Here is a 14,818-nt window from a genome sequence, read left to right as displayed (position 1 = left end):
AATGTTATAAACCTATTACACAGGAATTTGTATATTAAAACAAGATTTATCAATAAAATGGGTCCCTGGTTAGGCGTCAAGAAAACCTCTTCTTTCAAAGAGGTTTAATAAACATTATTTTTATATGAAATTAAGCGGTTTGAGGAATATACACGCCAGTATAACGACGTTGCCAAGCTAATTTCTTATCAATTAGAAAAGCATATTCTTCCATAGCAATAGGTTTATTAGAGAAAGCGATGGGTTTCGCTCTATAAGGAAATAAACTATTCCAAACCTGTTCATCAGGTTGTACCGGTAATATTCCAGTTGATTCATATTTCGCATAAAGCTCTTTTAAAGATTTTGCATTAGCAACAAACAAATTTAATAATCTTTTTAAAACGGCTCCACCTTCTACGTTATCAACAATTAAATCAATATTATCAATAATTCCCGTTAAATTTTCAGCAATAACACTGAGTGCTAAAGAAATTGCTTGCACAGCGCGAACGGATTGTTCATTCCCTGTAATTAAACTTGTTAATTGTTCATTAATGGCTTTTAATAACGAACAAGTTTGTTGCAAGGTATTATAACGCACATAGGCTTTAGATAATTCAGCGCTTGCTTTATTTCGATTATCAATCGCTACTCCGATAAGTCCACCACCGGATCCTATCATAGTTACGCCAGCACCAACAACCGTAGCAGTCGCCCCTCCTGAAGTAAGACCGGCTAAAACACCGACTACAATGACTAGGGAACCTAGGGCTGCTAAAACTGCTCCGCCCGCAATCATTGCATTGGCTGCTTGGATGGAAGCATTTAAAGCATCTATCGTATCTTTTAACTTCTTCATTTCTCCCGTATTGGCGTTATATTTAATATCTGCTTTACTTTGTATAGACTTAAAATTTGAACCATCTTGACCTATATATTTTCTAAAACTTCCCAATTCATTCGTAATAACGATAATTTTTTGTTCACGAGTGTTTGCTTGATCCCGTAAAAGACCTATCTGGTTCAAAAAATTATCCTTAGCGCCCGAAACATCATTGACAACCTCATCAACCAGGTTATCCATATCATTTTCATAAGTCATAATAAGACTACAATATTGCTTTAAACCTGAATTAATTCCCACCACTTTATTGTTAAGACCCGATAACCAAAAATTAGCATGCTCTTGAGCATTTTGTTGAATTTTTGGGACATCTTTAAATTCTTCATCGGGAGGAATAATTAACGATTGTGTGGTCGTCGCAATGCAGTAATTTTGCACAACTGAACCTTGAGCAAAATTGGCTTCAGAGATACATTGTGTTTCACTGGGTATAATCGACTTATTCTCTAACTTTTTTAAATTATCTTGATAGTTTTTCGATAATAAAGAAAAGTTTATAATTTTTTTATGCGTATCCTTTTTAACAAGAGTATTGTCTGAAAAATTTTCAGGCACTTCCGTACAATAATTTTCATCGTTCAATTTTTGTTGTAACATAAATTCTCCTTAATATGTTAATTGATATGTAATGAAACGGCTAATAAACTCACTTGAGCCATTAACTCATCCCAACTTTGTTTTAAAACAGCCATTAAGCGTCTCAATAACACCGGTGTCTCATTGGCATCGATGGCATTTAACGCATCTGAAATATTTATAAGGTTATTGAGTATGTATATACATAGGTTATTAGAATTCTGAATTGTTGCTAAAACAACCATATTAACATTCAACTTTTCGGTTAACGTTTTATGTTGGTTTTTTAGTAAAGCTAATTCTGTTGTCGTTTGATTAAGTTGTGCCATTTTATTCCTTAATTCTGCTTCTTTTTTGCTTTTATTAAATCCAACTTCTTGAATCAAAATAGGTAGCCATAGGCAAAAAATCGGAATAATACAGGCTATCCATGCCCAATTAAGATCATTTAAATGTTTTTGTAATGCATTTATTTCATCTTGCAAAACTTTCATTTGATTTTGAAGATTTTTTTGATTTAGCTCCACTTGATTAATTTGAGTACTTATATTGCTGATTTCTTTTGTCGTTTTTTCACGTAATTTATTTAATTCGGTGTGAGCATCTGAGGTTAGTTTTTGAATCCGCTGTATATTCGTGTTGATATTGTTTATAGAGTCCTTAAAAATAGAAATAGCTTCGGCCTGTTTGTTGCCAACATCTTCAATTTGTGCCTTAGCTTTATTAAAATTCTGATTAAAAGGGACATCATAATCTTGAATAGCTTTTATAACAGGCTTTATAATTAAATCGGCTTCATTAGTTTTGGTATAGGTTACTGAAATTTTTAATAAATCATTGTAGTTTATTGGATAGTTATTGATTTGTTGTTCGAATAATTGTTTTGTAAAGTTTTGATAAATTTTAACTATACTTTCATTACGTTCTAACGGAGTACATTGACATGACATATATTCATCCTTAAATAAATTTATTTTTTTATTTTATATTTTTTTTCTGTTTTAAGCATTTACAATATATATAAAAGTGTCCGTTAAACTATCAGGGCTGATAAATCAAATTCATTAATTCTTTTTTAAATACTCGCGAATATCCTCTGGACAATGATAAAGTGCTTCGAGTATGGGGCATTCAGCAATTGAAATATTACCGTCACAGGCTTGTTCCCAACCCATCAGCGCATGTTTTATCCGCTGTAAACTCTTTATTTTATTCTCAATCTGAGAAATTTTTTGTTGTATCTCTAGCTTAACCGGCTGACTGGAGGATTGATTCATTTCTAAATCAAGTAAGTTTTTAATTTCATTTAAGTCAAAGCCAATGAGCTTCGCGTTTTGAATAAAATAAAAGCGCCGTAGGAGACTTTCAGGGTAAAGACGGAACCCTCCTTCAGACCGCTTTGATTTTGGAATCAAGCCGATTTTTTCATAATAACGGATTGTGACCGGTGTTTGTTGAACTAATTTAGCCAAATTACCTATCGTATAATACTTCATCGTTTATTTCCTAGCATTAAATTTCTTTATTAAAATAGTAATGATACGCCTAAACTATAGGTATTATCATTCGTAGAAAGATTATTCTCTTGAAACAATTGCTTAGTGTACCCATAATTACCGGTATGTTGATATTGCAAATAAATTGCAAGCATCGGATTGATTTGATAATACGGCCTTAATGTTAATTGCAATTCATTAAACCCGCTTCCTACTAAATCATGTGTAACGGTTTTACTTGCAAATAGTGCTTCTACTTCCGTTCGTACAAAAAAATTATGCCCAATTTGCGTATCGCGCGTTAAGTCTAGATCGAGCTTGCTACTACCGTTATGATAATAAGCTCGAATATCGGTTTCGATAAAAAACGGAGTTAAGCCTTCAATACCGATACCGGGTTGAAAATAAGGTGTCATTGTTGGACGATACACATAATTCACACCCCCTTTAACCGCCCAGAATTGGCTGATAGCATGCCAATAAAACATATCCAAATTGGCATTTTCGATAATACCCTGCTTAATTTCTGCTTTTTCCAAATAGAGTTGTAGTTTGTTATTATCACCACCAAACATCCCTTTATAAGTAATTTCTTGATCGTTATTCATTAAATTCTGATTAATATCCAATAAATTCGCACTAAAAAATCGTGGCGCAGGATCGGAAGGATGATCAATTAAGCGTTGATCGACAGGTAAGTGCTGAACACGAACTATCGCGCGATTTCGATAAGCGAAAGGTTTTATTACATTTTTTGGATGTTGGTTTGCGGGTGTCACGTCGATTAACGTGGTGTATTGAAAGACACGCGCCATACCGGCTGCCATGTGATAAAGCTGATGACAATGGAAAAACCACTGCCCGCTCGCATCCGCATCAAGATCCGCCACTACAGTCGACATAGGTGGAACAACGATAGTGTGTAATAAAGGATCGTAAGCGCCATGCCCATTACGTAAAATAAACCAATGACCATGAATGTGCATCGGGTGATCCATCATCGAATGATTGGTAAATATAATTCGATAGCGTTTTCCGGGTTTTAGTAAAATCGGTTTTGCATTATTCATTGTCACACCGTTAATAAACCAAATATAACGGTTCATATAACCCGATAAATCCATGTGTATGGTTTTTTCTATCGGTTTGTTCGGATTATTGGTTTTAACCGCTGCAATCATTTTTTGATATTTAGTACCCACGGTTAAATTTTTCATGCGAGACATAGTCTGTCTATTGTTCATACCCATATCTGAGCTATTTTTAGCTAAATTCATTGCAGGCATTCGCATGGATGATTGCATACCATTATGCTTCATCATCATGATAGGAGGAGGTTCAGGAAAAGGTTTAATATTTTGAATATTGACAGGGGTATTGGGTGTTGTCGTTAATACACCCATCGCTCGCCCTAACGTATCCATTGATTCAGCATAAATAACGGTGGCCCCAGGATGTTTGATGGATACTAAAACATCATACGTTTCACCAGGCTCAATCTTAAAATGCTTGATAAAATAAGGCTTAATATTATTACCATCGACCTGGACAAGTTCCATCATACCGTGATCAAGTTTGACGTTATAATTAGTACTCGCTCCTGCATTAATAAAACGTAATCGAACCTTATCGCCTACGCTGACATGCCGCGTCCAAGGTCGTTGCCATACACGTCCATTTAACAGATAAGCATCATAGGCAATATCACTAAAATCATAAATGTTCATTCGACTCATTTGCATCATTTTATAACTCTGCAATAATCCTTGGCGTTTTAAGGGTGTCGCATGACGATAGTCATGAAGAAACTTCAATAATGAAGGCTGTAAAGGAAATCGCGAGTCATAATAACCATCGATTTTTTTCAGGTTATTGTAAATTCCTGTTGGAGGAGTATTACTCCAATCCGATAATACCACGACAAAGTCTTTGTTAGAATGATAGCGAAAAGGTGTTTTGGGGTCGATAATAATTCCGCCATACAGGCCTTGCTGTTCTTGAAAACCATCATGTGCATGATACCAATACGTCCCTGATTGATAGGGCGTAAAACGATAATGAAAAACACCTCCAGGGGGTATTGGTTTCTGACTCACACCACTGACACCATCCATTTGCCAGGGTACAATCAAACCATGCCAATGGACTGTTGTTCCTTTATTAAGTCGATTATACACATTAATCAGAACAGGTTGTCCTTCTTTTAAATGTAAAATAGGACCTGGAATTTGATTATTGACAGCAATGGCTTGTACGGACTTTCCTGTAAAATTGACCTGCTTATAAGCAACGACCAAATTAATAGACTGAACTTTAGCCTCAGCTTGATGAGCAAAAAGCAGTGCTAAAAAAAACGTAAAATAATAAAGAGGAATAGCGTATCGGCTCATGAAATGCTTAGCGTTAAAAAATAAGGATTAATATAAATTTAACCTTAAGATTAAAGTCAAGTATTATTTCAACATATACTTAAAGGGTTAACTATTTTTGACCCTTTTTTAGAATTATCGTGTCAACCTTTAGGATTCAATGAACAAGACATAGATTTTGGATTTTGTGCTTTATTCGTTTAAAAACTCTCCTGTTGATTAATTAATGATGAACTAAGTGTAATAAATCTTGATCAGAAAGCCCTAGAAGATCTTTAATAGCGCCATACTCATAGCCCCGAGCTAACATCTTCTTAGCAATCTTTAAATCTTCTTCGTATCGACCTTGCTGCAGACTTTCTTGCCGACCTTGCTGTTTTAACTGACCTTTCCCATGGTAGAACAGCATCGAAATAACCACCGGTAATTTTTTGTATCCAAGGTTTAGATGCTGCTGCATAATGGCCACTTTATAGCGGTGCATGCGAAAAGGCATCAGTTCTTCTGCGGTGCTTTGATGTTCGAGATTGAGATAAACATAACCGTGCATCCCATTGACTTTCAACGAGTACAAAATATCAGAATGATGTTGTTTCAGATCCGCGTCGACAAAAGACCCGGGCTCAATCTTTAATGTTGTTATTTTCCTTATTCTATTTGCGCACAAGAATTCTAACGGAAAATTAAATAGAATTGAAATCTTTATCATGAATTTACATCAAGTACGGGGTGGAAGAATGAATCTTCTATGATCGACTCATCCTGTCATAGGATTCTTTAAAGGGATTCACGTTCTAAATAATGATATATCGCTGCAGCCGTATGAAAAGAACCAAAAATTAAGAGTCGATCATTTTTTCGCAATTGACTGAAAGCGCGTTGAAACGCGAATTCGGGTGAAGAAAATTCTAAAATGGATTGTTTGACTTTCAAATCGAGTAAAGACTGTTTTAATTGAGTTGCTTTAGCACCGCGGTGTTCAGTTAAATCACAAAGATACCAATAATCTACATGATTACTCAACGGACGAAAGGTGTTGGTAATATCCTTATCAGCCATCATACCTGCTAAGGCATAAGTCTCTCCTAAACAGGGTGTGTTCGCTAAACGTTTTGATAAACAAACACCACCTGCAGGGTTATGAGCCACATCAACAATAATTTGACGGGCATTTTTTTCAATGATGTGAAATCGACCAGGAACAAAAACACGTTTTAAACCTTCTTGTATAGCAAACGATGCAATCGTAAACCGTTCACTCAGAAGCTCAACGGCTTGTAAAACTGTTGCGGCATTTTGCAAATCAATCGTCGGCAACGGTAAATGATGAAGCGAGCGTTTCCGACTTTGCCAAGACCAGGATGAATGTTGCATTTTGTAATCAAATTCGACGCCAAGCCGGTATAAAGGGCTATTTAATGATTTTGCCGTATTAAGTACCGATGTTGGCGGTGAAAAATCACCACAAACACAAGGTCGATAAGCGCGCATAATCGCTGCTTTTTCTAAACCAATTTTTTCACGCGTTTTTCCTAACCATTGGGTATGATCAATGGCAATAGTACTAATAATTGATAAATCGGCGTCCACGCAATTCACTGCGTCCAAACGTCCCCCTAAACCCACTTCTAAAATAATTAGATCTAACGGGACTTGTTTGAAATAGTATAAAGCTGCCAAAGTTCCATATTCAAAATAGGTTAATGATGTCCCTAAACGCTTTTTTTCAACCTGAAAAAAAGCGTGGCATAAGTCTTGATCACTAATGCACTGACTACCTACTCGGATTCGTTCGTGGTAATGCCTAAGATGAGGCGAGGTATAGGTGCCGACTCGATAACCTGCAACACTTAAGATAGCTGCCAACAAACCCACATTGGATCCTTTACCATTCGTTCCAGCCACAGTCACGATAGGACAATCGAAATGGAGTAGATTTAGATTTTCCGCCACGTGTGAAATACGTTCAAGACCGAATTCCATACGATGAGGGTGTAAGGTCTCAATATAAGATAACCAATCAGAGAGCTGTCTGGAATCCAAGCCCACTATATTATCGGTTATCGTCATTAGCGATAGCAGTGAGTGAATAACGCGCTTGATTAGCAGCCATGAGTTTATTTAATAACGAAGCAATTTTAGTTTTCAACTCCTTCCTATCAACAATCATGTCAATTGCGCCATGCGCGAGTAAAAATTCACTCCGTTGAAATCCTTTCGGTAAAACTTGACGTACAGTTTGTTCAATGACACGGGGTCCGGCAAACCCAATTAATGCTTCAGGCTCTGCAATAATAATATCACCCAGACTTGCAAAACTTGCGGATACACCACCCATCGTGGGATCCGTTAATACAGAAATAAAAGGAAGCCCTTTTTGTTTAAGCTTGCCGAGTACAGCACTTGTTTTTACCATTTGCATTAATGAAAACAAACCTTCTTGCATCCGTGCACCGCCACTGGCTGAAATACAAATAAACGGGATATCTTCTTCAATAGCCCTTAATACGCCCTGCACAAAACGTTCACCCACAGCAGCGCCCATCGATCCGCCCATAAAATCAAATTCAAATGCTGCACAGACAACGGCTCTGTGATCCAATTTTCCCTGCATAACGATTAATGCCTCTTTTTCTCCAGTTTTCTTTATCGCTGAATGAAGTCGATCTTTATATTTAAATTGATCCTTAAATTTAAGTCTATCGACCGCTTCTATATCCTGACCTATTTCTTGACTGGTCTTTGGATCGAGAAGTTGTGCTAAACGTTTACGTGCCTTTACGCGATGATGATGATTACACGTCAAACAAACCATCAAATTACGTTCAAATTCTGCACGATAAAGCACGGATCCACAGGATTCACATTTTATCCAACTATTTTCAGGAATTCCTGTCGTATTTCTAACGACAGTCCGAATACCTTTAATGACCTTTTTTAACCAACTCATACTCATTTTTCCTTTAAATTTCAACCTTCTTTTAAAAAAAGATTAGACTATATTTGAATGACATTGAAATACTCATATTGTTTCTTCCCTTTATTGCCAAATTAACCGCCAATTTTCAACAATTCCCAATAATGTTGATAAAGACTTTCAGCAGCGCCCACATCCACTTGAACTACACTGCGGGATAAAGTTTTCTTATCAGGATAGATAATAGCATTATTTAAAACCGCTTTCGGCATCCGTTTGTAAGCGGCAAGATTAGGTGTCGAATACCCGGTTGCTATACTTATTTTTTCAGCAATATCAGGTCTTAATATAAAATTGATAAAGGCATACGCATTATTTACATGCGATGCGCCAACAGGTACCGCCATACTATCAATAGAAATAATATAACCCTCCTTGGGATAAATAAAGCGTAATGCAGCATTTTCTTGTGAAGCCTGATAAATATCCCCATTCCAGGCCATACCAATCGTTAAATCCTCATCAATAAAAAGTGATTTCACGCCATCATTATTGAACAAACGTACATTTGGCATTAACTGTTTTAACTTAAGATAAGCTAAACGTATATGTTCAGGATTTGTGTCGTTCGGCGAATAACCTAATACCATTAACGCCATTGAAAAAACTTCATGAACGTCGTCAAGTAAAAGGACTTGATTACGGTAGTGTGGGTCCCACAAATCTTTCCAGGCTTGAAATTTTTGTACCGAATGTCGTTTATTGTTAACGACAATGCCCGTTGAGGACCAAAAATAGGGAATACTATAGTGATTATTCGGATCATACGATTTGTTAAGAAGCGCAGGGTTAAGATTTTTAAAGTTGGGTAAACGAGATTTATCCAGTGGCAGCAACATTTTTTCACGGCGCATCCGATCAACAAAATACGACGACGGTACGATAATATCATATCCGGACTGTGGATCTGCTTTCAGTTTTGCGTACAGTGTTTCATTACTATCATAGGTTGCATAATTAATTTTTATTCCTGTCTCTTGCGTAAATTCTTTTAATACGTCATCTGAAATATAGCTTGACCAATTGTAAATATTGATCACATTTTTTTGCGCGAAAGTGGATTGGGTCCATAGAATGCCAAGGAAAATAAAAAAATAGATTAAACGCGTCATTATTGCTTAACCTTTTTAGGCAATACCGATTGAAAAGTGACGACAATAAATAAGGTAATAAAAAACATCACTGAGCACAGTGCATTTAATTCTGGTTTTAATCCTAGACGAACCAACGAGTAGATATAGAGCGGCAAAATTTGAAAATCAGGACCTGTGACGAAAAAACTAATGATGACATCATCCAATGATAACGTAAAACTTAATAACCACCCCGCTAAAATAGCCGGCCACAACATAGGAACAATAATTTTCCGAAAACTCATCCATTCATCGGCGCCTAAGTCACGGGCCGCTTCAAAAATATTTTTATCTAAACCGGTCAGTCGACTATAGACTGTGATCGCTACAAAAGGAATACAAAAGGTAATATGTGATAACAACAGCGACCAAAAACCTAAACGTAAATTTAATAAAAAAAATAAAATAAGCAATGAAATTCCCATGACAATATCGGGAGAGATTATCAGTACAAATAATAAACTATGCAATACGTGTTTTCCAAAAAAACGATAACGATACAGACAAGTTGCTGCAATCGTACCTATCAGTGTTGCGAAACTTGCGGCAATTACACCGATTTCTAATGAATGCAACGCAACCACGATTAAATTGCTATCCTCGCCTAATTGTTTATACCAATGGAGTGTAAAACCATGCCAAAGTAAGGAGTATGTTGAATTATTAAATGAATAAATAATCAATACAAGAATAGGAAAATAAAAAAAGCAGTACACTGCTGCTAAATAACTAAATTTCGCCAATCGATTCATCGTGGTATCGCCCTATTTTATGGACACGTCGATAAAGTAATAGTAATACGCCCATCGCCAACGTGAGCACCACACTCACTGCAGAACCTAAAGGCCAATTATGCGCCGCTAAAAATTCGTTTTGAATCAGATTTCCAACCAGAAGTGATTTAGCACCTCCCAAAATATCCGGAATATAAAACAGACTCATTGCAGGCAAAAAAACTAAAATAATTCCGCCTATAATCCCGGGTAATGTGAGTGGCAAAATAATTCGACTTAAAATGTTCAATGAATTTGCACCTAAATCGCGCGCGGCGTCAATCAATTGGGTATTTAATTTTTCAATATTCGCATATAAAGGCAATATCATAAAGGGAAGTAAACTATAGACGAGGCCAATAATGACTGCTGTATTCGTATACAAAATAGTTAAGGGATGGCGAATAATACCGAGTGATAAAAGGACTGTATTTAACAACCCTTTCGTTTTTAATAAGGAGATAATGGCATACGTACGAATTAATGAACTGGTCCAAAAAGGAATAATCACTAAAAACAATAATAAACTTTTATATTTGGAATGAAGCCGCGCTAAAAAATAGGCAAAAGGAAAACCTAACACGAGACAAATGAGGCTACAAAACCCAGCAATAAGAAAAGAATGCCAAAATACTTTAAAATAAATAGGATTTAATAATGCTTGATAATTTTGTAAGGAAAACCTCCACTGTACGAGCCGAACCGGATCACGTTCAAGCATACTGATAATGAGAACTAAAAGTGTCGGGAGTAAAGCAAATAATGACAACCACACCCATACCATACTTATCGTCGTTCTTTTAAAAAATTGGTCAGTTTTCATCTAAAATCACCTCCCAGCCTGGAATCCAATGAACCCAAACAGATTCTCCACTATGAAAGTCTAACTTTTCATCATCTTCATTAAAAAATTGTGTCGCCGCCAACAAATGCTGGCTTTCTAAGCGAATCATGAGATCAACCGTAGAACCTTTGTAGATCACTTGCTCAACGACACCCGGAAACATTTGAGCGGTATCGGTCACCTCCGCTGGAGACCACACCTCGAGATCTTCTGGTCTGACTAAGGTATAAACTTTTTGATCTTTCGAAAAATGATGCCGATTTTTTAATGTAAATGTTTTTCCTTCAATCATCACATGAAGCACATGCTCATCCGCTGAAAGAATTTGTGTTTCAAAAATATTCACTTCGCCGATGAAACGTGCAACGCGCAAGCTCTGCGGTTCTTCGTACACTTCGCGCGGTGTTCCAATTTGCTCGATATTTCCTTCATGCATCACGACAACACGATCCGACATGGATAAGGCTTCTTCTTGATCGTGCGTGACAAAGATAAACGTAATCCCTAATTGAATTTGTAATTGTTTTAATTCAAGTTGCATCGTTTTACGTAAACGATAGTCTAAAGAACTTAACGGTTCATCCAAAAGTAAAATACTCGGTTTATTGACAATAGCACGCGCAATTGCCACACGCTGTTGTTGACCTCCGCTTAATTGATGAGGTTTACGTTGACCTAACTGTGAAAGCTTCACTCGTGCTAAGACATCATCAACTTCCTGTTTAATTTCTGTTTTCGATAGTCCTCCCTTACAACGCAAACCAAATGCAATGTTGTCAAACACGGTCAGATGTGGGAATAATGCATAGCTTTGAAAGACCGTATTGACATGGCGCGCTTGAGGCGATAAACCTTTCACATCAATCCCATTAATAAAAATAACACCGCTATCGGGTTGTTCAAAACCTGAAATCAAACGTAATAAAGTGGTCTTACCGCAACCACTTGCGCCAAGTAAGGTCAAAAATTCACCGTATTTTACCTTAAAATTAATGTTTTCTAATACTTCTGCACCATCGAAGCGCTTACTGACTTCTTTCAGTTCAAGGACAACCTCACTCATTGCGCTGATAACCCCACGTGTAGGTAAAATTGAAAGAAATTATGCAATAGCACTTTATTAAAACCAAGCGTTTTATTGACCTATAGCGTAAGAGTATCGGTAAAACAAGAATGATACCCTCATTTAAAATTGAAAAATTCATGCCTTATTCACAAATGGATAGAAAATTAAAAAAATGATTCTCTGATTGGGGTAGTGAAAAACGTTCAGGATAAATAACGTGAGATAAATATAAGCCCGTTGGCGATGCAGTGACATCCGCCATTTTACGATTTTGTGCGAATAAGACTTCTTGTGCCCATAACGTCGATTTTTTACCTTGACCGATTAACATCAGCACCGCACTAATATTGCGTACCATATGATGTAAAAAAGCATTCGCTTGAATATCCATAATCACGTAGTCCCCGTGGCGTTTAACCTGAATATGTTGTATCTCACGCAACGCATGGTTTGCTTGGCAGCTAGCTGCACGGAATGAACTAAAATCATGCTCTCCCACAAGATACTGTGCCGCCCGATGCATATCCTTTTCATTTAATGGATAGCAACAATGACTGGTATACGCGTTCCATAGCGCACTTTTTAAGTGTCGATTATAAATAATATAGCGGTAACGACGTGCCAATGCAGAAAATCGTGCATGGAAAGTATCTTCCACAACCTGCACCCAATTGACCCGAATATCCGGCGGTAAATAACTATTCGAGCCAAACAACCATGATTTTTTGGAACGCCAGACATCGGTATCAAAATGAACCACTTGACTTAAAGCATGTACCCCTTTATCCGTACGACCCGCACACTGTAAGCGTACAGAATGATCAGCAACGCGGCTTATTGCACGTTCTAAATAGGTTTGTATACAGGGTAATTTCGTTTGGGATTGCCAACCATGATAAGCACCCCCTTGATAGGAAATACCGAATGCTATTCTCATCTATTTTATGTTCTCTGAGTGACTAGTTATTATTATTGATAGACGTTCAAAATAAAAAGCCTCGTTTCTAACCGGATTAAACGGCTCTAACGAATAATCGAATTTTTTATGCTTTATTTTTCGTAGAAATCGCTGCAGTAGAAATCATGGCTTTAAATTGTTGAAGACGAGCCTCGGCGGCTTGTGCTGCTTTGGAATCAGGATATTGTTGAATTAATTTTTCAAAGAGTCCCGTGGCAGCTGCTTTATCGCCTTTGGCAAAATAAGCTAAACCGCACTGCAGCATCGCATCTGGAACACGCGCATCTTGACTATAACGTGTAATAAACTGTTTAAAAAAACGAATGGCTGAATCCGCTTGTCCTTGTAATAAATATAACTGGCCTAAAAAATAATCCGCATTCGCACCATTCAGATCATTCGGAAATTTTTTATTAAACGCTTCAAATGCCGATATTGCTTCATTATATTGTTTCGTTTTTAATAATTGAAAAGCCGCTTGATAAGCGCGTTCCGCGGCCGCACTCGGAGCCGCATTGGGCTGCATTGATTTGCGATCGTTTGGACCTTCTTTTTTCTCGTGACTCAAATCGACTACCGAACGCGCGCTTAACGGACTATAGGTTGGTGAAACATTCGATTTTCCAATCGCTATCGGCGTATTTCGCTGATTAAGACGTTTGTCGAGTGCTGAATACTGATGGCGTATTTGGTCTTCTAATAGTTTGACGGCATGTTGTTGCGCTTCCAGTTTTCCTTGAAAAATTTGCATTTGTTGTTGCAAATCATCTATTTGAATCAAAAGTGGATTAAGATTCGTAATTTGACGCTCTAAAATGGTGACGCGCTGCTCCAAAGAAAAAGAAACGGAATTGGTCGGCACAGATGGTGTAACCGATGGCACCGGATTACGTGTTGAGCGGGATGTTTGAGTCGATTCTTGTTGTTCAGGAACTGGCGTTGAATGGGTTACCGCTGCGGGAGTATCATCATTCTCATCATCGTAAGCGTCAACAACCGGCGCTAATGCGAAAGCAAATAGACTCACACACAGGCCGACTCCACATAAACCGAGCTTCATCGATTTAATCAGCAAACTCGCATTGATCCCTGAAACCCGTAAAAAGTTTCTTTTCGCTAAACGTAAACGTACACGATTTAACTCTACATTCGATCTCATAAAGGAGTCCCTAATTGACATCAGTAATCACTGGCGTTTGATATTGTAAATCAGCACGTCGATTTTTAGCATAATCGGCTTCGCTATGACCAAATGCCACTGGTTTTTCAGCACCGTAACTGACCGTTAAAATTTGTTTCTTACTCACACCATTCGCGATTAAAAAACGTTCAACACTTAATGCACGACGTTGGCCCAAACCAATATTATATTCACGGCTACCTCGTTCATCTGTATTACCCACTATTAAGATCTTCGTTTGCGGATGGCTAATAAGATAATGGGCTTGAATTTGCAATGATGGTTTGTCTTCTTCACGAACAAACGATTGATTAAAATCAAAATGATAGGTTTGATCGCCAACGTGTAGAGGGTGTCTGTTTTCATCATGGTAAAAGCCATCATCCTCTATCCCTTGCGTTAAGGCACTGTCGGTTTGCAAGAGACTGTCGGTTTTCGTAGATACTGTATTCGCTTCATCGAATTCATTATTATCAGGCGTTGCGCAAGCACCTAAACTCAGCAACATAGCCACCATAACACTCATTCTTAAGCATCTTTTTATTAACATAAACACCCCT

The 14,818-nt window shown here is 37.3% G+C and carries 14 protein-coding genes; all 14 read right to left on the bottom strand.

What is annotated here, in order from left to right; all coding sequences use genetic code 11:
- Positions 1-130: 130 nt before the first annotated feature.
- A complete protein-coding gene (locus RICGR_RS03260) occupies positions 131-1,483 on the bottom strand; it encodes an HBL/NHE enterotoxin family protein (protein WP_006035326.1) in 1,353 nt (450 codons plus the stop codon).
- Between the two features lie 17 nt (positions 1,484-1,500).
- Entirely contained in the window at positions 1,501-2,412 is a 912-nt protein-coding gene (locus tag RICGR_RS03255; protein ID WP_006034822.1) for a hypothetical protein, read from the bottom strand.
- Between the two features lie 114 nt (positions 2,413-2,526).
- Entirely contained in the window at positions 2,527-2,958 is a 432-nt protein-coding gene (locus RICGR_RS03250; protein ID WP_006034669.1) for a heavy metal-responsive transcriptional regulator, read from the bottom strand.
- Between the two features lie 29 nt (positions 2,959-2,987).
- Complete coding sequence (locus RICGR_RS03245; protein ID WP_006035642.1) at positions 2,988-5,348, bottom strand: multicopper oxidase domain-containing protein; 2,361 nt, start codon at positions 5,346-5,348, stop codon at positions 2,988-2,990.
- A 202-nt stretch (positions 5,349-5,550) separates the two neighbouring features.
- Entirely contained in the window at positions 5,551-6,036 is a 486-nt protein-coding gene (locus RICGR_RS07460; protein WP_006034833.1) for an Rpn family recombination-promoting nuclease/putative transposase, read from the bottom strand.
- A gap of 68 nt (positions 6,037-6,104) precedes the next feature.
- Positions 6,105-7,397, bottom strand: a complete 1,293-nt coding sequence (folC, locus tag RICGR_RS03235; RefSeq protein WP_006035784.1) for a bifunctional tetrahydrofolate synthase/dihydrofolate synthase — start codon at positions 7,395-7,397, stop codon at positions 6,105-6,107.
- Positions 7,381-8,277 (bottom strand): acetyl-CoA carboxylase, carboxyltransferase subunit beta, encoded by an 897-nt coding sequence (gene accD / locus RICGR_RS03230; protein WP_006035190.1) that lies wholly within the window; start codon positions 8,275-8,277, stop codon positions 7,381-7,383. Before accD ends, folC begins: the two co-directional genes overlap by 17 nt.
- Before the next feature lie 101 nt (positions 8,278-8,378).
- Positions 8,379-9,416 carry an ABC transporter substrate-binding protein gene (locus RICGR_RS03225; protein WP_006035973.1) on the bottom strand — a complete coding sequence of 346 codons (1,038 nt, stop codon included), beginning with the start codon at positions 9,414-9,416 and terminating at the stop codon, positions 8,379-8,381.
- Entirely contained in the window at positions 9,416-10,189 is a 774-nt protein-coding gene (gene potC, locus RICGR_RS03220; protein ID WP_006035598.1) for a spermidine/putrescine ABC transporter permease PotC, read from the bottom strand. The genes RICGR_RS03225 and potC overlap by 1 nt, the downstream gene beginning before the upstream one ends.
- Entirely contained in the window at positions 10,167-11,033 is an 867-nt protein-coding gene (gene potB, locus RICGR_RS03215; protein ID WP_006034970.1) for a spermidine/putrescine ABC transporter permease PotB, read from the bottom strand. The genes potC and potB overlap by 23 nt, the downstream gene beginning before the upstream one ends.
- Positions 11,023-12,117 carry a spermidine/putrescine ABC transporter ATP-binding protein PotA gene (gene potA, locus RICGR_RS03210; RefSeq protein ID WP_006035336.1) on the bottom strand — a complete coding sequence of 365 codons (1,095 nt, stop codon included), beginning with the start codon at positions 12,115-12,117 and terminating at the stop codon, positions 11,023-11,025. Before potA ends, potB begins: the two co-directional genes overlap by 11 nt.
- Positions 12,118-12,262: 145 nt before the next feature.
- Positions 12,263-13,057: a tRNA pseudouridine(38-40) synthase TruA gene (gene truA, locus RICGR_RS03205; RefSeq protein ID WP_006035769.1), complete on the bottom strand. Its 795-nt coding sequence runs from the start codon at positions 13,055-13,057 to the stop codon at positions 12,263-12,265.
- 106 nt (positions 13,058-13,163) lie between these two features.
- Positions 13,164-14,237 (bottom strand): tol-pal system protein YbgF, encoded by a 1,074-nt coding sequence (gene ybgF / locus RICGR_RS03200; RefSeq protein WP_006035457.1) that lies wholly within the window; start codon positions 14,235-14,237, stop codon positions 13,164-13,166.
- A gap of 10 nt (positions 14,238-14,247) precedes the next feature.
- Complete coding sequence (gene pal / locus RICGR_RS03195) at positions 14,248-14,808, bottom strand: peptidoglycan-associated lipoprotein Pal (protein WP_240992210.1); 561 nt, start codon at positions 14,806-14,808, stop codon at positions 14,248-14,250.
- Between the last annotated feature and the right edge of the window lie 10 nt (positions 14,809-14,818).

Source organism: Rickettsiella grylli (assembly GCF_000168295.1).
In the GTDB taxonomy this organism is placed as follows: Bacteria; Pseudomonadota; Gammaproteobacteria; order Diplorickettsiales; family Diplorickettsiaceae; genus Aquirickettsiella; species Aquirickettsiella grylli.
The sequence above is the reverse complement of the archived record's forward strand: the minus strand, read 5'-3'. Positions and strand labels throughout refer to the sequence as shown.